General features: G+C 64.9%; 19 protein-coding genes and 3 pseudogenes. 5 read left to right on the forward strand and 17 right to left on the reverse strand.

From position 1 onward, the window contains the following. Positions 1–17: 17 nt before the first annotated feature. The 5 genes and pseudogenes from accD to QNO18_RS07400 all read right to left on the reverse strand — a co-directional run bounded on the left by accD (position 18) and on the right by QNO18_RS07400 (position 5,106). Entirely contained in the window at positions 18–950 is a 933-nt protein-coding gene (gene accD, locus QNO18_RS07380; RefSeq protein WP_283177157.1) for an acetyl-CoA carboxylase, carboxyltransferase subunit beta, read from the reverse strand. Positions 951–1,197: 247 nt separating this feature from the next. Beyond that, positions 1,198–1,803: a recombination mediator RecR gene (gene recR / locus QNO18_RS07385; RefSeq protein ID WP_283177158.1), complete on the reverse strand. Its 606-nt coding sequence runs from the start codon at positions 1,801–1,803 to the stop codon at positions 1,198–1,200. A 13-nt stretch (positions 1,804–1,816) separates the two neighbouring features. Further along, positions 1,817–2,170: a YbaB/EbfC family nucleoid-associated protein gene (locus QNO18_RS07390; protein WP_092895762.1), complete on the reverse strand. Its 354-nt coding sequence runs from the start codon at positions 2,168–2,170 to the stop codon at positions 1,817–1,819. Between the two features lie 55 nt (positions 2,171–2,225). Next, positions 2,226–4,025 carry a DNA polymerase III subunit gamma/tau gene (locus QNO18_RS07395; RefSeq protein WP_283177159.1) on the reverse strand — a complete coding sequence of 600 codons (1,800 nt, stop codon included), beginning with the start codon at positions 4,023–4,025 and terminating at the stop codon, positions 2,226–2,228. A gap of 122 nt (positions 4,026–4,147) precedes the next feature. Beyond that, positions 4,148–5,106: pseudogene (locus QNO18_RS07400) on the reverse strand (L-threonylcarbamoyladenylate synthase). 159 nt (positions 5,107–5,265) lie between these two features. On the opposite strand from QNO18_RS07400, the gene QNO18_RS07405 reads away from it, so the two are divergent. Further along, positions 5,266–6,960: an acyl-CoA dehydrogenase gene (locus QNO18_RS07405; RefSeq protein WP_283177160.1), complete on the forward strand. Its 1,695-nt coding sequence runs from the start codon at positions 5,266–5,268 to the stop codon at positions 6,958–6,960. A 3-nt stretch (positions 6,961–6,963) separates the two neighbouring features. Here the strand turns inward: QNO18_RS07405 and QNO18_RS07410 are convergent. Together QNO18_RS07410 and QNO18_RS07415 are read right to left on the reverse strand one after the other, a co-directional pair. Continuing rightward, positions 6,964–7,619: pseudogene (locus QNO18_RS07410) on the reverse strand (GntR family transcriptional regulator). Positions 7,620–7,694: 75 nt separating this feature from the next. Continuing rightward, a complete protein-coding gene (locus QNO18_RS07415; protein WP_283177161.1) occupies positions 7,695–8,387 on the reverse strand; it encodes a SprT family zinc-dependent metalloprotease in 693 nt (230 codons plus the stop codon). Positions 8,388–8,554: 167 nt separating this feature from the next. On the opposite strand from QNO18_RS07415, the gene QNO18_RS07420 reads away from it, so the two are divergent. Then, positions 8,555–8,890 (forward strand): TIGR02300 family protein, encoded by a 336-nt coding sequence (locus QNO18_RS07420; protein WP_092895770.1) that lies wholly within the window; start codon positions 8,555–8,557, stop codon positions 8,888–8,890. Between the two features lie 127 nt (positions 8,891–9,017). Here QNO18_RS07420 and QNO18_RS07425 read toward each other — a convergent pair whose 3' ends face one another. The 3 genes from QNO18_RS07425 to QNO18_RS07435 all read right to left on the reverse strand — a co-directional run bounded on the left by QNO18_RS07425 (position 9,018) and on the right by QNO18_RS07435 (position 13,786). Further along, positions 9,018–9,899, reverse strand: coding sequence for a 4-(cytidine 5'-diphospho)-2-C-methyl-D-erythritol kinase (locus tag QNO18_RS07425; RefSeq protein WP_283177162.1), 882 nt, complete (start codon positions 9,897–9,899; stop codon positions 9,018–9,020). Next, positions 9,880–11,751 (reverse strand): tetratricopeptide repeat protein, encoded by a 1,872-nt coding sequence (locus tag QNO18_RS07430; RefSeq protein ID WP_283177163.1) that lies wholly within the window; start codon positions 11,749–11,751, stop codon positions 9,880–9,882. Before QNO18_RS07430 ends, QNO18_RS07425 begins: the two co-directional genes overlap by 20 nt. A 370-nt stretch (positions 11,752–12,121) precedes the next feature. Beyond that, a complete protein-coding gene (locus tag QNO18_RS07435; protein WP_283177164.1) occupies positions 12,122–13,786 on the reverse strand; it encodes an electron transfer flavoprotein-ubiquinone oxidoreductase in 1,665 nt (554 codons plus the stop codon). A 316-nt stretch (positions 13,787–14,102) separates the two neighbouring features. Here QNO18_RS07435 and greA point away from each other — a divergent pair, with 316 nt between their 5' ends. Together greA and QNO18_RS07445 are read left to right on the forward strand one after the other, a co-directional pair. Beyond that, the gene (gene greA, locus QNO18_RS07440; RefSeq protein WP_198836689.1) at positions 14,103–14,573 is read left to right on the forward strand and encodes a transcription elongation factor GreA; all 471 of its coding nucleotides are present in this window, start codon (positions 14,103–14,105) and stop codon (positions 14,571–14,573) included. A 12-nt stretch (positions 14,574–14,585) separates the two neighbouring features. After that, entirely contained in the window at positions 14,586–15,617 is a 1,032-nt protein-coding gene (locus QNO18_RS07445) for a hypothetical protein (protein ID WP_283177165.1), read from the forward strand. Here the strand turns inward: QNO18_RS07445 and QNO18_RS07450 are convergent, their stop codons facing one another. From QNO18_RS07450 to QNO18_RS07480, 7 genes and pseudogenes are all read right to left on the reverse strand, one after another. Then, entirely contained in the window at positions 15,618–16,265 is a 648-nt protein-coding gene (locus QNO18_RS07450) for a GNAT family N-acetyltransferase (RefSeq protein WP_283177166.1), read from the reverse strand. It abuts the gene before it with no gap. Next, positions 16,255–16,755 (reverse strand): molybdopterin-guanine dinucleotide biosynthesis protein B, encoded by a 501-nt coding sequence (gene mobB / locus QNO18_RS07455; protein WP_283177167.1) that lies wholly within the window; start codon positions 16,753–16,755, stop codon positions 16,255–16,257. The genes QNO18_RS07450 and mobB overlap by 11 nt, the downstream gene beginning before the upstream one ends. After that, on the reverse strand, positions 16,752–17,336 hold the full coding sequence (mobA, locus tag QNO18_RS07460) for a molybdenum cofactor guanylyltransferase MobA (RefSeq protein WP_283177168.1): 585 nt from the start codon (positions 17,334–17,336) through the stop codon (positions 16,752–16,754). Before mobA ends, mobB begins: the two co-directional genes overlap by 4 nt. A gap of 48 nt (positions 17,337–17,384) precedes the next feature. Continuing rightward, positions 17,385–18,011 (reverse strand): hypothetical protein, encoded by a 627-nt coding sequence (locus tag QNO18_RS07465; RefSeq protein ID WP_283177169.1) that lies wholly within the window; start codon positions 18,009–18,011, stop codon positions 17,385–17,387. 83 nt (positions 18,012–18,094) lie between these two features. Continuing rightward, entirely contained in the window at positions 18,095–18,244 is a 150-nt protein-coding gene (locus QNO18_RS07470; protein ID WP_283177170.1) for an aa3-type cytochrome c oxidase subunit IV, read from the reverse strand. Positions 18,245–18,401: 157 nt separating this feature from the next. After that, entirely contained in the window at positions 18,402–18,905 is a 504-nt protein-coding gene (locus QNO18_RS07475) for a DUF6173 family protein (protein ID WP_283177171.1), read from the reverse strand. Then, positions 18,902–19,932: pseudogene (locus QNO18_RS07480) on the reverse strand (MBL fold metallo-hydrolase). Before QNO18_RS07480 ends, QNO18_RS07475 begins: the two are co-directional and overlap by 4 nt. A gap of 201 nt (positions 19,933–20,133) precedes the next feature. Here QNO18_RS07480 and QNO18_RS07485 point away from each other — a divergent pair. Next, positions 20,134–20,793: a thermonuclease family protein gene (locus QNO18_RS07485; protein ID WP_283177172.1), complete on the forward strand. Its 660-nt coding sequence runs from the start codon at positions 20,134–20,136 to the stop codon at positions 20,791–20,793. Positions 20,794–20,814: the final 21 nt, after the last annotated feature.

A 20,814-nucleotide genomic window follows, 5' to 3' on the forward strand; every position in this document is an offset into this window, starting at 1 on the left:
CGAATGCCTTTCCTGGATCAGCTTTGGGGTGTGTCGGGGGCCGGAGCAGTGGTCCCGACCTGGGCCGGCTCGGGGGCGGCAAGATCGGCGCGGATCGCCGGGGGCTGGCCGGTGAGCATCCTGAGGATGGTGATCAGCTCTTCCCGCATGGATTTGCGATGGGTGACGCGGTCAAGCATGCCGTGATCGAGCAGATATTCTGCGCGCTGGAACCCTTCGGGGAGCTTTTCGCGGATGGTCTGCTCGATCACGCGCGGCCCGGCGAAGCAGATCAGCGCATTGGGTTCGGCGATCTGCACATCGCCCAGCATCGCGTAAGAGGCCGTGACACCGCCGGTGGTCGGATGCGTCAGCACCACGATATAGGGAAGCCCCGCCTCTTTCAGCATCTGGATCGCCACGGTCGTGCGCGGCATCTGCATAAGGGCAAGGATCCCCTCCTGCATCCGGGCGCCGCCGGCGGCGGAAAAGACCACGAAGGGCTTCTTCATCTGAACCGCGCGCTCGGCGCCCGCGATGAAGGCATTGCCGACATACATCGACAGCGAGCCGCCGATAAAGGCGAAATCCTGTGCTGCGGCGACAATGGGGGTGCGGCCGATCTCACCCTCGGCCACCAGCATCGCCTCTTTCTCGCCGGTCGATTTCTGTGCGGCCTTCAGGCGGTCAGGATATTTCTTCTGGTCGCGGAAATGCAGCGGATCGGAGATCGGTTCGGGAACCTTCACTTCCGTGAAAATGCCGCCGTCGAACAGCGCGGTAAAGCGATCCCGCGGGCTGATCGCCATATGGTGATCACAATTCGAGCAGACATTGAGATTGGCCTCGAGCTCACGATGGAACAGCATGGTTCCGCATTCCGGACATTTGGTCCACAGGTTCTCGGGCACCTCGCGCCGCGAGAAGAGCGAGTTGATCTTCGGGCGGACGTAATTGGTGATCCAGTTCATATGCAGGCCTTTCCACCGGGGACGTTTCGGGGGTCTGAGGTTCGGGTTCCGAGATAAGGCCCCGGCGCCCTGAATGCAATGCAAAGGCCTGGGGCTGGCGGTGAAGAGGGGGCCAGCCCCCTCGCGGCTTTGCCACTCACCCCCGGGATATTTATAGACAGATGAAATTGGTAAGTGAGAGTGGTTTTCAGCTGTCCTTAAATATCCCCGCCGGAGGCATCCGCAGCCGGCAAGAGGCTCCGGAGTTTCAAAGTTTGCGCCGCGCCCGCAAGGCGGCTCCAAGTGTGCCATCGTCGAGATGGTCAAGTTCCCCACCGACTGGCACGCCCTGGGCGAGGGTGGTGATCTGCGCTGTGGTGAGCGTCAGGGCATCGGCGATATAATGCGCGGTGGTTTGTGCGTCGATGGTTGCGCTCAGTGCGAGGATCACTTCGGTGACAGCCTCGTCCGCGACCCTTGCGACAAGTCGCGGGATGCCCAGCTCTTCGGGGCCAAGCCCGTCCAAAGCCGAAAGTGTGCCTCCGAGAACCTGGTAGCGACCGCGAAACACGCCTGCGCGTTCCAGGGCCCAGAGATCGGCGACATCTTCGACCACGCAAAGTTCTCCGGTGGCCCGGGACGGGTCCTGGCAGATCGGGCAGAGATCAGCGGTCGAGATATTGCCGCAACTCTGGCAGTCGCGTGCGGTCAGCGCCACTTCGGCCAGCGATTGTGCCAGCGGGGCCATGACCTGAGCGCGGCGCTTCAGCATGGCCAGTACTGCGCGCCGGGCCGAGCGCGGGCCGAGGCCCGGCAGCCGCGACATCAGCTGGATCAGCGTTTCGATACCGGTCTCGTCAGAAGTGCGCGTCACTGGGGCGCCGGCATCAGAACGGAAGTTTCATATCGGCCGGCAGGCCGAGCTGTTCAGTCAGGCGGCGCATCTCATCGGCGGATTTCGTAGCGGCGCGCGACTGGGCGTCGCGGATCGCGGCGAGAATCAGGTCCTCCAGCACTTCCTTTTCCGAAGGCACCAGGATTGACGGGTCGATATCGAGCCCGGTCACATCGCCCTTGCAGGTCGCGCGCGCCTTCACGAGGCCGGCGCCGCTTTCGCCCACCACCACGCTGTTTGCGAGGCTCTCCTGCAGATCGGCCATTTTCGTCTGCATTTCCTGGGCGGCTTTCATCATTTTGGCCATATCGCCAATCCCGCCGAGACCACCAAGACCTTTGAACATCGGTTTCTTCCTTTGTGTTTACCGCTGACTGCTGCGCCCCGGGCTGCGGGCAGGGTTATTCCTCGAACGGGTCCCAGTCATCGCCATCCGCCGCCTCGACCTCGGGCAGGGCCTCGAGCGCGGCCTCTGCTTCGGCAGAGCTTGCCGTCCGGATATCGGTGATTTTCGCTTTGGGGAAGGCCGTCAGCACCGCTTTCACCAGCGGGTTCTGCAAGGCGCCGGTTTCCGCCTCACGCCGTTCCTCCTCGCGGATTTCGGCGATGGTGGGGGCGCCGCCGCTGGCGACCACCGAGACGCCCCAGCGGCTGCGGGTCCAGCCCTGGAGGCGTTGCGAGAGTTTGGCCGCCAGATCGCGCGAAGCACCGGGGGCGGGTTCGAACTCGATCCGGCCGGGCGCATATTGCACGAGGCGCAGGCCGGTCTCGACCTCGACCAGCAGCTGCATATCGCGTTTCTCGCGGATCAGCGCCACGATCTGATCAAACGAGGTATAGATCACCTCGGGCTGGCCATTCAGCGCGGGCGCTGCCGCCATCATCGCGCCATGGGCCGGGCCGCGCGCCATGGGGGCAAGCCGCATCGCGCCATGCACCGCGCCGCTGCCCGCCGGAGCGCCGCCTGCCATGCCGCCGCCTGCCATGCCACCACCACCGGGGCCAGCGCCGCCTGGTCCATTGCCCGGGGGGCGCGGCCCGTTATTCAGCCGCCGCATCAGGGTCGCCGGATCGGGAAGCTCGGCCACATGGGTAAGGCGGATGATCGCCATCTCTGCCGCCATCATCGCATTGGGGGCCTGGCCGACCTCTTCCAGCGCTTTCAGGAGCATCTGCCACATCCGGGTCAGCGCCCGCATCGGCAGTTTTTCGGCCATCTCGAGGCCGCGGCTGCGCTCATCCGGCGGCACGGTCGGGTCTTCGGCGGTCTGGGGTGTGACCTTGATCACCGAAATCCAGTGGGTGATCTCGGCAAGATCGCGCAGGACCGCCATCGGATCGGCGCCTTCGGCATATTGCTGCGCGAGTTCTGCCAGCGCATCAGCGGCCTGGCCCTTCATCACCATGTCAAAGAGATCCAGCGTGCGGCCGCGATCGGCGAGGCCCAGCATGGCGCGGACGGCGGGCGCGGTCGTCTCGCCCTGGCCATGGCTGATCGCCTGGTCGAGGATCGAGGTCGCGTCGCGCGCAGAGCCCTCGGCTGCGCGGGTGATCAACGCCAGCGCATCCTCGGAAATATCAGCACCCTCCGCGCCTGCGATACGCCGCAGGAGGGCCATCATCACCTCGGGTTCGATCCGGCGCAGGTCAAACCGCTGGCAGCGCGACAGGACGGTGACCGGAACCTTGCGGATCTCGGTGGTGGCGAAGATGAATTTCACATGGGCGGGCGGCTCTTCCAGCGTCTTCAGGAGCGCGTTGAAGGCGTTGACGGAAAGCATATGCACTTCGTCGATGATGTAGATCTTGTAGCGGGCCGAGGCCGCCCGGTAATGCACCGAATCGATGATCTCGCGGATATCGCCGACGCCGGTATTCGAGGCGGCGTCCATCTCCATCACATCGACATGGCGACCTTCCGAGATCGAGACGCAATGCTCGCATTTGCCACAGGGCTCGGTCGTGGGGCCGCCGGTTCCGTCTGGGCCGATGCAGTTCAGCCCCTTGGCGATGATACGGGCGGTGGTGGTCTTACCGGTGCCGCGAATGCCGGTCATCACGAAAGCCTGGGCAATGCGGCCGGCCGCGAAGGCGTTTTTCAGGGTGCGGACCATCGCCTCCTGGCCGACAAGATCGGCGAAGGTCTCGGGGCGGTATTTGCGGGCGAGAACCTTATAGGCCTGCGGCGATTGGTCGGACATCTGGCCTCCTGTGGCTCTGGCTCAATCTAAGCACCGGCGTCGCTTTCGGCAACCGGCTGCCGCTGGCGCCGGAATTCGTGACGAATTCCGGTTCGGTTTCTTGATGAAGAAACCGGCGCCCGTTACGGGCGGGGCGCGGCGGCGCGGCGCAGGCGATCATTGATGGCCTGGCCAAGACCGGTTTCCGGGATAGGCGCAAAGGCGATGCGGCCTTCTGCACCTGCAAGCACATCGGCTTCGCGCAGGATGTGAAAGAGCCGCGCCGCAGCCTCCACGAGATCACCATGCTCGGACAGGGTCAGATCGCCTTTTACCTCGCCGAAGCCTATGAGGATCTCGCCGGTTTCGGCTGCTCTTGCCTCCAGCCGCACCAGCGCGCCCGGCGCGTAATGCGACCCGAGCTGGCCGGGCGCCGTTGGGCGGTCAGGCGCTTTTGGCGTCATATGCGGTGGGATCCGCTGACCCAGCACGGTTTCCAGGGCCTCGACCGGTACGCCGCCGGGTCGCAAAAGCTGTGCCCCGTCGCCGAAGCCCAGGATTGTCGATTCCACCCCGACCTCGCAGGCGCCGCCATCCAGCACCGCCGCGATCCGGCCTTCCAGCCCGTCCATCACATGCGAGGCCCTGGTCGGCGAGACCCGGCCCGAGGGATTGGCCGAGGGCCCTGCCAGCGGGCCGCCGAAGGCGCGCAGCAGCGCCCGCGCCACCGGATGCGCCGGCACCCGTACCGCAAGCGTTTCCAGCCCTGCCGTCGCCAGCGGCGAGATCCCCGCACCGGATCTGAGCGGCAGCACCAGGGTCAGAGGCCCCGGCCAGAAATGTTCCGCCAGCAAAAGCGCCTCTGGCGTGAAGGTCACATAATGCTCTGCCGCCGCCAGATCCGGCAGATGCGCGATCAGCGGGTTGAAAGAGGGCCGCCCTTGGCCTCGAAAATCCGCGCGACTGTGCTGTCGAGACGCGCATCCCCCCCGAGCCCGTAGACCGTCTCGGAAGGGAAGGCGACCAACTCGCCCTCACGCAGGAGCCGGGCCGCGCGGGCGATGCCGTGATCGGTGGCAGCAAGGAGTTCGGTCTGGCGCATTCCTGATCCTGGCATGTGACGTCCGGCGATTGTGACGCAGCGTCTGTCTTGCGGGTGAGGGGCATTTGTTATGCTTTTGCGCATATTGGACCTCGACAGATCAGACAAGACCGTTCCCGGGCTCCGGCCCCGGCGCAGCGGCCCGCCGGAGACCAGAATATGAGCCATGCACCCGCAGCGGATCACCGATTCATCCTGGATCACATCATTGATTTTACGGATATTTCCGGGACGGATCGCTTTGCCGAAGCCTCGCCCGACATGGTGAGCGCGATCCTTGATGGTGCGGCGCGGCTTTGCGATGAAGTGGTGGCGCCGGTCAACCGCAATGGCGACCTGACACCCGCGCGGCTGGAAAACGGTGTGCTGCGCGCCTCGCCCGGCTTTGAGCGCGCCTACCGTGCCATTGCCGGGGGCGGTTGGGTCGGGGTCTCGGCCAGTGCGGAATATGGCGGTATGGGGCTGCCGCATGTGCTGGCGACCTGCGTCAACGAGATGCTTGCCGGCGCCTGCCTGTCCTTGCAGCTGAAACCGCTTCTGAGCCAGGGGCAGATCGAAGCGCTGGAACATCACGCTTCGGAGGCGCTGAAAGCGCTTTATCTGCCGAAGCTGATTTCGGGCGAATGGTCGGGCACGATGAACCTGACCGAGCCGCAGGCCGGGTCGGATGTCGGTGCCCTGACCACGCGCGCGGTGCCGGCAGAGGATGGCAGCTACCGGATCAGTGGCCAGAAGATCTTTATCACCTGGGGCGATTCGGATCTGGTGTCGAATATCTGCCATCTGGTGCTGGCGCGGCTGCCGGATGCGGCACCGGGGGTGAAGGGGATTTCACTGTTTCTGGTGCCGAAATACCTGCCGGATGCGGCGGGAAATCCGGGGCAGGCGAATAATCTGCGGGTGGTCAGCCTGGAACATAAGCTCGGCATCCATGGCAGCCCGACCTGCGTGATGGAATTCGATCAGGCCACCGGCTGGATGGTGGATGGGCCGGGCAAGGGCATGGCTGCGATGTTCACCATGATGAACAACGCCCGCCTGGGCGTGGGGATGCAGGGGGTCGGCGTGGCAGAGGCGGCGCTGCAAAAGGCCGTGGCCTTCGCGCAGGAGCGGGTGCAGGGCAGGACGCCCGACGGATCTGCCACGATCATCGGCCATGCCGATATCCGCCGTATGCTGACTGAGGCGCGCGCCAAAATCTTTGCGGCGCGGGCGATCGGCCTCACCTGTGCCAAAGCGATCGATATGGCCAGCGCGACCGGCGATGCCGCCTGGGCGGCGCGGGCGGCATTCCTGACGCCCATCGCCAAGGCTTTCGGCACCGATATCGGCATCGAGGTCGCCGATATGGGGGTGCAGGTTCATGGTGGCATGGGCTTCATCGAGGAAACCGGCGCCGCGCAGTATCTGCGCGATGCCAGGATCACTGCGATCTACGAGGGCACCAATGGCATCCAGGCGATGGATCTGGTCGGGCGCAAGCTGGCCGATGGCGGCGCGGTGGCCTTTGAGCTGATCGACGGGATCATCGCCCGCGCCATCGCGGCGGAGGAACACTGGCCGGAGCTCGCGGCGATCCTCGGCACGGTGGCGAGATCGTTGCGGGGGGCGACCGGCGCGCTGCTTGAGATGGAGATGAATGACCGTTTCGCTGGCGCGGTGCCCTATCTGCGCGCTTTCGCGCTGGTGCTGGGGGCGGATGCACATCTGCGGGCCGCGCAGGCCGATCCGGAGCGGCTGCCACTGGCGCGGGTGATGATCACCCGTCTTACAGAGGATGCGCTTTTCCTGCTTTCCGCGGCACGCCGGCGCGCGGCGGATCTTTACGCGGTGCCGGTCGCGATGCTGGGCTGAGCCCTATCCGGCGAGGTGGCGCAGCCCCTGTGTCACATCGGTTCTGACGGCAAGGCGCAGCCCCGGCTCGTCACCGGCTTTCAGCGCCGACAGGATCATCCGGTGATAGGGCGGGGCCTCGCGCCGCCGCAGACGCGCGTAAAGCGCCCGCATCGTCGGGCCAAGCTGCAGCCAGACCGTCTCGCACATTGCGAGCATCGCGGGGGCCTGGGCGCGCAGATACAGGGTGCGGTGAAATTCCAGATTGGTCCGGACATAGGCGACCGCATCGTGGCGCGCGACGGCCTCGGTATTGGCGGTGTTGATCGCCGCCAGCCGCTCGATCAGCGCGAAATGCGCGCGGGCAGGGCGCGGGCGGCCAGTTCCGGCTCTAGCATGGCGCGGATTGCAGCCAGTTCCTCGATCCGCTCGGGTGTCAGCTCCGGCGTGGACACCCGCCCTGAGGAGGACAGCGTCAGCGCGCCTTCGGCCACAAGACGGCGCAACGCCTCGCGCGCGGGCGTCATCGAGACGCCGAAATCCTTCGCGAGCCCGCGCAGCGTCAGCGACTGGCCGGGCGCCAGTTCGCCATGCATCACCTGCTGGCGCAGGACACGGTAAAGCCGCTCATGCGCGGCGGCATTGGGGTCGGGCGGACGGGGGCCGGCAGGAATGATCATGGCGGGCATCGGAACATGCTGGGCAAAGCGGGGTCAACCGGTATCGGAGTGGGAATAAGGGCGGGCATGATGCGTTCAGCCCGCAAAACTGTAGCGGTGCAGCGTCTGGCCGTCGCGTTTCAGCCAGTCGCGCTCGGCCTTCCAGCCGGGGCGGATCTTCGAGACCACTGCCCAGAAATCAGCGGAATGGTTCATCTCGACCAGATGCGCGACCTCATGCGCCGCGACATAGTCAAGCACCTCGCGCGGCGCCATGGCAAGGCGCCAGGAATACATCAGCGTGCCGTCATGGCTGCAAGATCCCCAGCGGGACCGTGTGTCGCGCAAAACCAGCCGCGCATAGCTGCGCCCGACAAGTCCCGCGTAATGGGTTGAACTATAGGCCAGCCGGTCGCGCGCCAGCGCCTTGAGCCAGGCCGCCACCTTCGCACCGGCCTGATCCGGCCGCCCCGGCACCAGGAGGCTGTCGCCCTCGACCCGGACGCCGCGCCCTTCGGAGGGCGTGATTCGCATCATCCGGCCCAAAACCGGCAGTTCGGCCCCATGGCTGACCGGCACCAGCCGTGCCATCGGCATCGAGGCCAGAACAGTCCGCAGCCAGCCCTCCTGATCGTGCAGGAAACTCAGCGCATCACGGTCTTTTGCGCGCGGCGGCAGCGTCAGCGTCACCTTGCCATCGAGTCGCGAAACCCTGAGCGAGAACCGCTTCGCCCGGGCCGAGCGGCGCATATTGATCTCGACCGGCGGCGGTCCGGGCAGCAACAGCATCAAATTCTCGTTCCAGAGGCCACAATTCACACGCCGTCCGGCTTGATTCCCCGCCGGTAAAGGCGCATCTGACGGCTTATGCAAAAGGCTTTGACAGCCGCCCCGGCCTGTGGCAAGGGCAGCGTTCGGATTACCCTGTCATCAGGGCGAAAGTGAAGGGACAACCCATGGCCAAGGAAGACTGGGGCACCAAGCGACTGTGCCCGACGACCGGTAAACGGTTCTATGACCTGAACCGGACGCCGGTGGTCAGCCCCTATACCGGCGAGGTTGTGGATATCGAATCGGCCCGCCGCAAGCTGGCGGCTGCGGTGATCTCGCGCGTTTCGCCCGAGAAGGACGATGAAGTTCTGGTCGACGATCTCGAAGCCGAAGAAGATCTGCTGGAAACGGCAGAAGGCGGCGATGATGATATCGACGATGATCTGCTCGAAGATGATGCCGATGACAATGTCTCGCTCGACGAGCTGGCCGATGTGGCCGGCAGCGACGAAGAGGGCTGAGGCAAGCCTGCAGAAACGTTCCGCAGGGCATGCCTTGTGAAACAGGAAAAGACCCGCCTCTGGCGGGTCTTTTTCATTTCGCCCTGCGGGGCAGGAAGGGGCAGATCGGGCAGATCCTGTCGGGTGCTCAGCCGGGCCCGGGCAGGATCGGGCCGGCCTTTGCCCACCAGCCGGGATTGGCACGGGCGATCAGCGGCAGCGCGCCACTGGCTGCGGCTTCATCGGCAAAAAGCGCGAAACAGGTGGCGCCCGAGCCGGACATCCGCGCCATCAGTGTGCCAGGAAGCGCGTTGAGCTGGTCCAGCACCGCGCCGATCACTGGTGCGACCTCGCGCGCGGGCTTCTCCAGGTCATTGCGCTGGTTCCTGGCCCAGGCGGCAAGCGTGGTGATATCGGGCCAGCAGGGAAGTCGCGGCGGCAAAGGCGGGTTCTCGCGGCGGGTCAGGGCACGAAATACCGCCGGCGTGGGGACCCCGACACCAGGATTGACGAGGAGAATCCCGCCCGAGGGGAAGCCGGTCAGTGGTTCGATGATTTCGCCGATGCCGCGCATCCTGGCAGGGCCAGGGCTCAGGCAGACCGGCACATCTGCACCAAGCCGGGCCGCGATACGGGCAATCTCCGCCGGGTCAGGCCGCGCCCCGGGCGGGGCCAGCCGCAGGGCGGCACGGATCGCAGCCGCCGCATCCGAAGATCCGCCGCCGATGCCAGAGGCCGGCGGCAGGTGCTTTTCCAGCCGGAACGCCAGGGACAGCCCCGGCAGGATCGCTGCTGCGGCGCGAGAGACAAGGTTCTCCGCGCCCCCGGGCAATGCCGGTCCGAAGGGGCCGGTCAGCTCAAGCGCGGGGCCAGCGGCCGGTGCCGTCTCCAGCCAGTCGCCGATGCCTGCAAAAATCACCAGGCTGTCCAGCAGGTGATAGCCATCGGCCCGCTGCCCGGTGACATGCAGGCAGAGATTGACCTTCGCAGGCGCGAATTCGCGGATGGGATCAATTCTCGGCAGGGGCATCCTCCGGCGGGCTGCCTTCGACATCACCCTCACTATTGCCATCTGGGGCGACAGCGGTGCCGTCCCCCGGGGCGGGTGCCGTAGCCGGGGCAGGAGCACCCGGGGGGGAGGCGGGGCGCGCAGGGGCCCGGGCGGCCTCTTCGGCCATCACCGCATCAAGGCCGATCTCCAGCTTGCGCCGGATACGGACCGCATCGGCGGCTTCCGGTCCGTAAGACAGCGCCCGGTGCCACTGGAATTCAGCTTCCCGCTTGCGCCCGTTCATCCAGTAGATATCACCGAGATGATCGGTGATCTCCGCCTCCAGCGGTTCCAGGAGCGAGGCCTGTTCAATCGGCTGCAATGCCTCCTGATAGCGACCAAGCATGAAATAGGCCCAGGCGAGACTGTCGAGGATCATGCCCGAATCGGGCGCTCCGGCCACGGCCTGTTTGATCATGGCCAGCGCCTCATCAAGGTCCTGGCGCCGTTCCAGCAGGCTGTATCCGAGATAATTGAGCACCTCAGGCTGACCCGGATTGATGCGCAGCGCCTCGCGGAAATCGAGATCGGCGCCGGTATGGAGGTTCTGACGTTCCCGCATCGCCCCCCGGCTGAAGTAAAGCAGCCAGGCCGCGCGCGGCGGCGGATCGGGCAGAAGGCCGATTGCCACGCTATAGGCCGCCTCTGATTCGGCCCAGCGTTGTTCATTGCGCAGCATGTCGCCAAGCGCGACCTGGACGACCAGCAGCTTGCCATGACTGCGGGTCAGCTGTTTCAGCACTTCGATCGCCGCCTCTTTGCGACCGGCGGAATAAAGCGCATTGGCGCGGCCGAGCTGGGCATCATACCAGGACGGGTGATCGGGCGAAAACTCATCATAGGCCGCTTCGGCCAGGTCGTATTCTCCCATCTGGTCGAGCATCGCCGCCCCGAGCAGGATCGCATCGTCATGATCGGGTTTCAGCGCAACGGCGATGCGGCAGTTCAGCTGGACAAAAGCCGGCTCCGCCTCGCCACTCAGCAGGGTGGCCAGTGACCAGAACACCTCGGCCATGCCTTCGCGCGCGTCTTTCACCGTGTCGAAGGGGATGGTCTCGCCGGCGACAAGCCGGGCGCGCAACACCTCGGCCAGGGGCTCGGGCGTGGTGCCCCAGGTCTTGTCGATCAGCGCGATGGCGTCGTCATTGCGTTCAAGCTGCGACAGGATCTGCACATGCGCCAGCACCCCGCGCCGGTTCAGCCCCAGACCGGGTGCCGACAGCGCCTTGTCGGCGCCCTCGAAATCGCCTGCCAGTGCGAGCGCCAGTGCTTTGTGATAGATGCCATGCGCCTCGAGCCCGCGGCGTTCGGCAATCTCGTCAAATTCGCCCAGAGCCTCGGTCATGCGGCCCTGACCGATATCGGCCCAGGCGCGGGCAAGTCCATCGACCAGCGGGCCAATCGATTTCCCGTCATCCAGCGCTGATCTGATGGCGGCGAAATCGCTGTTCAGACCAGCCTGGCTGATCTGCGCCAGATCGGCGAGCTGGGCGGGCTGGTCGCCCTCTTGCATAAGGGCGTGGCGATGTTCGGCGATGCTCGCCGCATCGGCGATCTTGCCAAGGCTGAGCAGGGCGAAGATCGAGCCGTCCATCAGCAGCCGGTTGTCGGGATCAACGCTGAGCGCCTGGGTGAACCAGGCGGAGGCGGAGCGGAAATCACCGGCGGTTTCGGCATTGCGGGCGGCAAGGAAAGCGCCTGAGTCGACGGGAGTTCCGGTCGTGACATCAGCGGGTTGCGCTGTGGCAGAGGCCTCTTGCGCGACCACCGGTGAAAGCCCCGAAAGGCTGAGACCAAGCGCGGTGGTCAGCGTAAGGAGAGAACGGATCATTGCGGAATACCCCCTGGACTGCCTCTGGCGGAGCCCGTCTGACCTGGCCCACCCCCGCCGGGCTTTTCGGACGCGCCCGTGCTGGGACCGAAGCTAACGCCCCGTTTTGCAACACGCAATGCAGGGCGGAGCGGTTCGGGGTGAGGATTGCCTGTCATAGTGGGCTGGCGGGTGAACTCTTCGTGAAACGGTGTTCACGCCATGAGCCGGAAAAAAGAAACCGACTGCCAGGAATTACACCACAGCCTTGCAGGAGGTCCGCATCATGACGGCCCTGTTGTGCAGGCGAGGCTCTTTACAAGTCTGTGCGGCGGATAAGGGGCGGCGGTCAGGCGAGGATTTCGGCTTCGCTGACCGCAGCGCCCGGTCCTTACATATTCGGATAGTTCGGCCCGCCCCCGCCCATCGGCGTGGTCCAGTTGATGTTTTGCGACGGGTCTTTGATGTCGCAGGTTTTGCAATGGACGCAGTTCTGAAAATTGATGCGGAAGCTGGCATCCTGGCCTTCGCCCAGCACCTCATAGACACCGGCCGGGCAGTAGCGCTGCGCGGGCTCGTCATATTCGGGCAGGTTGACGCGGATCGGCACCGAAGGGTCTTTCAGCCGCAGATGGGCGGGCTGGTTCTCGTCATGGTTGGTGAAGCTGTAGGCGACATTGGTCAGCCGGTCGAAGGAGAGAACGCCATCCGGTTTCGGATAGTCGATCTTTTTGTAATCTTTGGCCTTTCCAGTCGCGGCCGCGTCGTTCTTGCCATGTTTCAGCGTGCCGAACAGCGAGAAGCCGAGCGTGTTCGTCCACATATCGAGCCCGCCGAGGGTGAGCGAGGCCTTGAGCCCCCATTTCGACCACATCGGTTTGACATTGCGGACCTTTTTCAGATCGCGGCCAATGGCGCCGGCCCGCACCTCGGTCTCGTAATCGGTCAGCTCATCGCCCTGGCGCCCCGCCTTGATCGCCGCATAGGCGGCTTCTGCGGCGGCTTTTCCCGAGAGCATCGCGTTGTGGTTGCCCTTGATGCGCGGCACGTTGACGAGGCCCGCCGAGCAGCCCAGCAGCGCCACGCCAGGCGCCACCATTTTCGGGATCGACTGGAAGCCGCCTTCCGAGATCGCCCGCGCGCCATAAGCCACGCGTTTGCCGCCTTTCAGCAGTTCCGCCACCATCGGGTGATGCTTGAAGCGCTGGAATTCCATGTAAGGGTAGAGATGCGGGTTCTTGTAGTTCAGGTGAACCACGAAACCGACATAGACCTGATTGTTTTCAAGGTGGTAGATGAAAGAGCCACCACCTGCATTGCCGCCCAGCGGCCAGCCCATCGTATGGGTGACGGTGCCGATCTGGTGTTTCTCCGGGTCAATCTCCCATATCTCTTTCATGCCAAGGCCGAATTTCTGCGGGCAATGGCCATCTGAGAGGTTGAAACGGTTGATCACCTCTTTCGCGAGGCTGCCGCGCACGCCTTCCGAGAGGAAGACATATTTGCCGCGCAGCTCCATCCCCGGTTCATAGGCGGGGCCGGGAAGGGCGGTTTCGGGATCAAGGCCGAATTCACCTGCAACAACGCCGGCGACCGTCTTGCCATCTTCGGACCAGACCAGTTGCGAGCAGGCCATGCCGGGGAAAATTTCGACGCCGAGACCCTCGGCCACGCCCGCCATCCAGCGGCAGACATTCGCCATCGAGACGATGTAATTGCCGTGATTGTTCATCAAAGGCGGCATCGGGAAATTTGGTACCCGGATCTTGCCGGCCGGGCCGAGGACGTAGAAATTATCCTCTTTCACGGGCACCTTGATCGGCGCGTCCATAGTCCGCCATTCGGGCAGCAAAGCATCGAGACCGACGGGATCCAGCACCGCACCCGAGAGAATATGCGCGCCGACTTCAGAGCCTTTTTCCAGCACGACCACGCTCAGATCGGGATCAAGCTGTTTCAGACGGATCGCCGCCGAAAGACCCGAAGGCCCTGCGCCCACGATCACAACGTCATATTCCATCGACTCGCGGGTGATCGCTGTGTTGGGATCGGTCATCGGCTTTTTTCTCGCTCCTTGCTGCGGTCTGTCGGCGCCGCAAATTCTGGCTGGGAAGTCCTGTTGGGCCCCGTTTGGCCGGGCGTCTCGTGATTGCCCTATGGGCAGGCGCGCGTCAACCATGCTGCAGCATCATCCCATTGGGACGCAGCCCGCGGCAATATTCTTGCCGTTAAACGACAGGGCGCGCATGCAGGACGCCATGGCCCTTGCTTTTTCTTTGCCCATCGGGTGAGGTTGCCGGAACACGAGGCGCGAAGTCATGACCCGGGTGACCGGTTCGTGGCTTCTGTTTTTTTAAAGTGACGACAGCGATATGGAAAAAATTCCGGTTACGAGGCGCGGCTTTGAAGTGCTGGACGCGGAACTGCGGCAATTGAAAAGTGAGGCGCGGCCCGCGATCATCCGCGACATTGCCGAGGCCCGGGCGCATGGCGACCTGTCTGAAAATGCAGAATACCATGCGGCGCGTGAAAAGCAGGGCTTTATCGAAGGCCGGATCAAGGAACTCGAAGGCATCATTTCGCTGGCCGAAGTGATCGACCCGACCTCGCTGTCGGGCTCGATCAAATTCGGGGCGACGGTCACCGTGGTCGATGAAGACAGCGATGAGGAAAAGACCTGGCAGATCGTCGGCGAGGTCGAGGCCAATATCGAGCTTGGGCTTCTGAACATCCGGTCTCCGATTGCGCGCGCGCTGATCGGCAAGGAAGAGGGCGACAGCGTTGATGTCACCACTCCGGGCGGGCAGAAGAGCTACGAAATCCTGTCGGTGCGCTATATCTGAGCCGGAGCCGCCATGGCGAAAGATCCTGAGGACATGCCCGAGGATATGAATGTAACGAGGCTGCGGGCGGGGGGGCTCGGCGGCTCGCCGGTGACCGAGATTGCCGCCGGCGTGATGTCGGGGATCTGGGTTGTCGCGGTGCTGACCTGGGTCTTCACGGCGCCCGAAGGCGCCGAATCGCGGCTGCCTGGCCTTGTGATGACCTTGCTGATTCTGTTCCTGCCGCTGGCCCTGATCTGGGTCGCGGTGGTGACATTGCGGCTTGTCGCTGATCTGCGCTCTGAGGCGGCCAGCCTGAAAGCCGCGATTGACGGTATGCGGGGCTCTTTCCTTGAGGCGCGCCAGGAGATCCGCAGTGTGATCACCCGCCCCGAGGCGCCGGTTGCGGCGGCCCAGATGGCGGAGCCTGCGGGGAATGCGATGGCCGGACCCGCCAGTTTTTCATCGCGCCGCGATCATTCGCTTTCGGTGCCTTCGGCAGACCGCAAGGTCGCGCTGACGCCGGCGCGCCCGGAACCCGAGGCCGAACAGCCGGCCCTGGCGCTTGGCACGCCGGGCGATATGGCGCGTCAGCCGCTCTCGATCGAAGATTTCATCACCGCCCTGCAATTCCCCGAAAGCCCCGATGACAAGGCCGGTTTCCGCGCCCTGCGTCTGGCGCTTGAGGATCGCGAGGTCGCAAAGCTGATCCGCGCGGCCCAGGATGTGCTGACGCTTCTGAGCCAGGAGGGCATCTATATGGATGACCTGCGGCCCGAGCTTTGCCATCCCGATATCTGGCGCCGGTTCTCGGCCGGCGAGCGGGGGCGCGGCATCGCGGCGATTGGCGGTATCCGGGATCGCTCGTCGCTGGCGCTGGCTGCCGGACGGCTGCGCGAGGACACGATTTTCCGCGATGCGTCGCATCACTTCCTGCGCACCTTTGACCGGGTCTTCCAGGTGTTTGAACAAAATGCCAGCGACAATGAGCTGATACATTTCGCCGATACCCGCACGGCGCGCGCCTTCATGGTGCTGGGACGTGTGGCCGGGGTCTTCGACTGATCACCGGGGCCCATCGGGGGCCATCGGGGGCGGGGCCTGATCCGCAGGGAAATCGTCGAGTTGCCGTACCATTGTCGTCGCGGCGGCAAAGCCGAAGGCAAAACGCAAAAGACCAAGCTGATCGGTATGGGTCGCAGTAAAGCCTTCGCGCTCGTAGAGGGCACGGGCGCGGGGGTTGCCCTCGATCACCTCAAGGCGCACCGAAGGGTAGCCCCGCCGCTTTGCCTCGCGGCACAGCGTGGTGATCAGCGCGGTACCGATACCGAGGCCGCGGGCCTGCGCCGCGACCGCGATGCCGTCGATCAGAAATCGTTCATTATCGACCTCGTGGCTTAAAAGCCGCAACAGCCCTGCGCGCCAGGCGGATCCGAACACGCCGTAAACCCGGCGCAGATCACGACTGGTACCGCCCGAAAAGCTGCCCTGCACCGATTTGAAGCCGGCAAGCCCGATCAGCCGGCCGCTGTCGTCCAGCGCGGAAAAGCAGTGATCGGGCCTGAGCCCGTTTGTCAGAAAAGCCAGCGCACGCTTGTCGGGCCCCATGACGCGGCCAAGTTTGGCGCCGAAAGCCTCCCAGTAGATGCGGGCGGCCTCGTCGCGCTGGTCCAGGGGAAAGCCGCGCCGGATAGAGAAGTGCTCAGGGCGCAAGCCCGCAATCCTTCAGGATGAAAGCGGCAATTGCCTCGGCGTCATTCAGGTCGAGCACCGGCACGCTCAGCCCCTTCAGGGCTGCGTCGGACGCCACCGCCCGCACCAGCGGATCGCCGGGCTGGATCATCGGGCGGTCGGCCACGCCCTCGCGCCAGACTTCGATTTTCGGATGGGCGTCGCGCTTGTAACCCTCGACCAGTACCAGATCGACCGGGGCGAGGCGGGCCAGCACCTCTGTCAGGTCCGGCTCGGGCCCGCGATGTTCACGCAGGATGGCGAAGCGTTTCGCCGAGGCCAGCACGACTTCCTGCGCGCCGGCTTCGCGGTGGCGCCAGGTATCTTTGCCGGGCTGGTCGAGATCGACATCATGATGCACATGTTTGACCGTCGAAACCGACAATCCGCGCCGGGTAAGGGTGGCGACCAGGCGCTCCATCAGCGTGGTTTTGCCGCTGTTTTGCCAGCCGATCACACCATAGATCATCATGCGGGGCGGCCCTCACTGCGGCTATTGGCACGGGCGAGGTCTTCGGGTGTGTTGAGATTGTCGAAGGCCGCCGCATCGGGGAAATCGACGGCATGCCCGCCATGGCGGGCGGCGAAATCGGCGATTTTCGGTTTCGCGCCCGAAGCAAGGAATTCGGCCAGCGGATCCGCGAGTGCGACCGGCCAAATCGCGGTCGCATTATGGTCGCGCCCGCCGGCCCGGGCAAATGCCGGCCCCGGCAGTGCAGCGGCAAGGCGTGTGATCAGATCACCCGGGAGGAAAGGCGCATCAACCGGGGCCGAGACCAGCGCGGTGGCACCTGCCGCCTGTGCTGCCCGCAGCCCGGCGAGGATCCCGGCCAGCGGCCCGAGTGACGTTTCATCGGGCAACACCTTAAGTCCGGTAAAGGCAAAGCGCGCGGCATCGCCATTGGCCGAAATCAGAAGTCGCCCGGCCTGGGGCTGCAGACGCGCGATCACATGGGCGATCAGCGGCTGGCCGGCGAGGGGCAAAAGCGCCTTATCCGCCCCGCCCATCCGGCGCCCCTGTCCCCCAGCGAGAATGACGGCGAAGAGGCTCACGCGCGAATGCACCTTATGCAGGACTGGAATTCGGCCGGTGCCAGCGGATCAATTGACCCGCTGGCCCTTTTTGTCGACGAGGATCACGCCATGCCCGGCGCCGGGATTGTCGTTTTCCTCGGTTACGATACGGGTGGTGACGCCCGGCAGTTCCGCGAAGGACGCATCCAGCTTTTTCGGGAAGTAAGTCGAGGTCACGCCCTCAAAGCCTGGCACAGACCGCAGGATCCCGGCGATCGAGCTGGCACAATGCGCCTTGGGCACCGCGCCATTCGCCAGCGCTTTTTGCAAGATCGCCTCGGCCACGGCGGGCGAGACCTGCAGCTTGCGCTCGATGACGTGGAACTTTTCTTTCTCGGAATCGCGCGCATGGTAGTCGAGGTAGAAATTCACCATCCGGTCGGTCATGCCGAAATGCACGTCATTGCGTTCGGGCGCGGTATCATGATGCCAGGTTCCGGCGGGATCGAACAGCACACGTTGCGACGCATTGATCAGCAAAGCCGAATGCGAGCCTGATCCCGTGCGGTCATTGATGGTGGTAAAAAGCGTGATTTCGGTCGGCGGTCCGGCGACGTAGCTGGCGCGCGACACCTGGTCATCAGGCGCCCAGACCGGTTCCGCACAGGCCGAAAGCGTCAGCAGCACCGCGAGCGCGGCAAGAAGGCGATACATGTAACCTCTCCCTGCCCTGTGCCGGCCCGTATCGGGCCGGTTCCAGGGCGGCAATTCGGGGCGGAGATATCAGAGCGGCGATATCAGGTCCGGGCGAGGGCCAGGAAAACCAGAATCACGGCGCAGACAACGACCGTCCAGGTTGCCACTTTGACGAAGGCGGCAAAGGACTTTTCCTGAGTGCGGATATCCATGCTGCCATGTTCGTGTTTGACGTGCTGATCATCGTCCATTCTTTATTCCCCGGGAACAGATGCTTTTCCGCCTGTTAGCCGATTCACCGCCCGCTGTCACCCATCGGGCGTGGTCTCTGATGCAGGAAGATGCGGCTTTGATGTATCTTTCCCGCGCCTCGGGGGCTGATCGGGGCTGGTTCAGTCGGGGGGACGATCAGCCGCCCGTGGCCGGCCAGACAGACGCGTCCCCGGATTCGCCGCCGTCCCAGCCCTGCAGGAGCCGAAAGCCGATCCGGACCGGCGGCGCTTCGGGAGCAAGTTTCGGCACCGCGCGCAGCAAAACCGAAAGCTGGCTGACATGCTGCACCATCTGGGTGCGGATGCCGTCTTCATCCCGGCCGAAGAAGGTGAGCAGGTCCGGCGCCGACCAGCCCAGCCCCTCGATCCGCAGCACCCCAGCGGCGCTGCCGGTAAAGCCCATGGCGATCTCCTGGCTCTGATCGAGCTGGCTTTCGAACTGACGGATATAGAGCACCAGCCGCTCACAGGCCGATTCGGCCGGGGTCTTTTGCGCCGCTGCCTTCCTGGTCGTGGTCTTTGGTGCCGCTGCCGCAGGGCCGGGCGGAACCAAGGCTGTAGCCTTTGCCGTCGTTTTGCGTTTCGCGGGGGCTGCTGTGCTGCCAGCGGCGGCAGCTTTGGTCAGGGTTTTCTCGGTCATGTCTTTTGCCAGAGCCATGCCCCATCGGGGCCGGGGGAACGGGTGACCTCGCCACGATGCAGCAGGTGGTTCAGATGCGCCACCGCCTCAACCAGAGCGTGGCCAAGCTCGCTTTCGCCGATCCTGCGGCGGAACAGCAGCGGGAAGCAACCCACCGCCGTATTGGGCACGGTGAGGAAATCGCGCAGCCGGTCCAGGGCCGAGAGATGGTTTTCCACCATCTGGCGCAGCCGGAACGGCAGGCCGGTGAAAGGAAGCTTATGGCCCGGCAGCACCAGTTGATCCTCGCGCGCGAAAACGCTGAGCCGGGTGCAGCTTTCCAGCCATTCCCCAGCGGATCGGCCTCGGGTTCCGCCGGATAAACGCCGATATTGGCAGAGATCCCGGGCAGCAGCTGATCGCCACCAAGAACCAGGCCATCCGTCCAGAGCGTCGCATGGGCGGGGGCATGGCCGTGACCGATGCGGATTTGCCAGTCGCGCCCGCCCAGCCGCAGGGTCTGGCCCTCGCTGATCCGGGTAAAGCCCAGAGGCAGCGGCGCCATACAATCCGAGGCGTTGAACGGGCGCTCATTCATCCGCCGCTCCAGATCGGCGGGCAGCATGCCTGCGCGTTTCCAGAATGTGACCGTCTCGGCAGCGGGGCGGTCTTCGGCTGTGTTGAACAGCATCCTTGCATAAAGCCAGGCGGTGCGGGTGATCAGCAGGGCTGCGCCCTGTTCGATGAACCAGCCCGCCATGCCGATATGATCCGGGTGATGATGGGTGACGATCAGCCGCTTTACCGGCCTGCCGGCCAGCGGCCCGGCCAACAAATCCTGCCAGGCCGCAAGGGCGCGGCGCGAACTGATGCCGGTATCGATCAGCGTCCAGCCATCGCCCTCGTCGATCGCATAGACATTCACATGGTCCAGCGCCCAGGGCAGCGACAGCCGCATCCATAAAACACCCGGCGCGACCTCGGTCGCGGAACCGGCTGCGGGGGCATCGGGGAAGGGGTGGCGGATCTCACTCATGGCGTGTTTCATGCCGGGAACGCGCGGCGCGGGCAAGCCGATGTTCATGGGAGCGGGTTCGGCAGGGCCAGGACAGGCGCCGGGGGCACCAGGGGCGCGAACACCAGGATGAAGCGCGGCGCGGCCACAGCGGGGAAATGGCTGCGGCGCTTCCGTTAACCTTTGTTAACACAGGCGCTGGACAAAGCCGGCGACATCGGCGAGGCCCGTCTGATGTCCGGTCTCATTTTACAACTTGCCTTCGTAACCTCTGTTGCTGCAGCGCCACTGATCTCCGGCGCGCCCCAGGTCAGTGATGGTGATACGCTGCGGTTCGGACCGGTCGTGGTGCGGCTTCATGGCATCGACGCTCCGGAATCCGGCCAAAGCTGTGCCAGTGCCGGTGGTGGTAGCTGGGCCTGCGGCCTGGCGGCGACGAGGCGGCTGGAGGCTCTGATCGCCGGCAAGGCCGTGACCTGCGAGGCGCTCGACCGCGACCGCTATGGAAGGGTGGTCGCGCGCTGTGAGGCCGGCGGCGAGGATCTCGGCGCCGCGATGGTTTCGGATGGCCTCGCCTGGGCCTATATCGCCTATTCCGATGCCTATTTGCCGCAGCAGACCCTGGCGCAGGCGGCCGGTCACGGCATCTGGGCCGCACCGTCACAACCCGCCTGGGAGTTCCGCGCCGCGCGCTGGAGGGCGGCCGATCAGGATACGCCGCTCGAGGGCTGTCCGATCAAAGGCAATATCTCAAAATCGGGCGAGCGGATCTACCACCTGCCCTGGTCACCGGCCTATGCAAAGACGGTGATCCGCGAGGATCAGGGCGAGCGCTGGTTCTGCGACGAGGCCGAGGCCCAGGCCGCAGGCTGGCGCCCGGCGCGCTGGAAATAGCGCCGGGGCGCGCAGACCTGG

Source organism: Gemmobacter sp. 24YEA27 (assembly GCF_030052995.1).
Lineage (GTDB): Bacteria > Pseudomonadota > Alphaproteobacteria > Rhodobacterales > Rhodobacteraceae > Pseudogemmobacter.

Coding starts and splice junctions, on each gene's coding strand:
- accD (WP_283177157.1), bottom strand. CDS start 950: ATGAACTGGATCACCAATTACGTCCGCCCGAAGATCAACTCGCTCTTC.
- QNO18_RS07390 (WP_092895762.1), bottom strand. CDS start 2,170: ATGTTCAAAGGTCTTGGTGGTCTCGGCGGGATTGGCGATATGGCCAAA.
- QNO18_RS07395 (WP_283177159.1), bottom strand. CDS start 4,025: ATGTCCGACCAATCGCCGCAGGCCTATAAGGTTCTCGCCCGCAAATAC.
- QNO18_RS07405 (WP_283177160.1), top strand. CDS start 5,266: ATGAGCCATGCACCCGCAGCGGATCACCGATTCATCCTGGATCACATC.
- QNO18_RS07415 (WP_283177161.1), bottom strand. CDS start 8,387: ATGCTGTTGCTGCCCGGACCGCCGCCGGTCGAGATCAATATGCGCCGC.
- QNO18_RS07420 (WP_092895770.1), top strand. CDS start 8,555: ATGGCCAAGGAAGACTGGGGCACCAAGCGACTGTGCCCGACGACCGGT.
- QNO18_RS07425 (WP_283177162.1), bottom strand. CDS start 9,899: ATGCCCCTGCCGAGAATTGATCCCATCCGCGAATTCGCGCCTGCGAAG.
- QNO18_RS07430 (WP_283177163.1), bottom strand. CDS start 11,751: ATGATCCGTTCTCTCCTTACGCTGACCACCGCGCTTGGTCTCAGCCTT.
- QNO18_RS07435 (WP_283177164.1), bottom strand. CDS start 13,786: ATGACCGATCCCAACACAGCGATCACCCGCGAGTCGATGGAATATGAC.
- greA (WP_198836689.1), top strand. CDS start 14,103: ATGGAAAAAATTCCGGTTACGAGGCGCGGCTTTGAAGTGCTGGACGCG.
- QNO18_RS07445 (WP_283177165.1), top strand. CDS start 14,586: ATGGCGAAAGATCCTGAGGACATGCCCGAGGATATGAATGTAACGAGG.
- mobB (WP_283177167.1), bottom strand. CDS start 16,755: ATGATGATCTATGGTGTGATCGGCTGGCAAAACAGCGGCAAAACCACG.
- QNO18_RS07465 (WP_283177169.1), bottom strand. CDS start 18,011: ATGTATCGCCTTCTTGCCGCGCTCGCGGTGCTGCTGACGCTTTCGGCC.
- QNO18_RS07470 (WP_283177170.1), bottom strand. CDS start 18,244: ATGGACGATGATCAGCACGTCAAACACGAACATGGCAGCATGGATATC.
- QNO18_RS07475 (WP_283177171.1), bottom strand. CDS start 18,905: ATGACCGAGAAAACCCTGACCAAAGCTGCCGCCGCTGGCAGCACAGCA.
- QNO18_RS07485 (WP_283177172.1), top strand. CDS start 20,134: ATGTCCGGTCTCATTTTACAACTTGCCTTCGTAACCTCTGTTGCTGCA.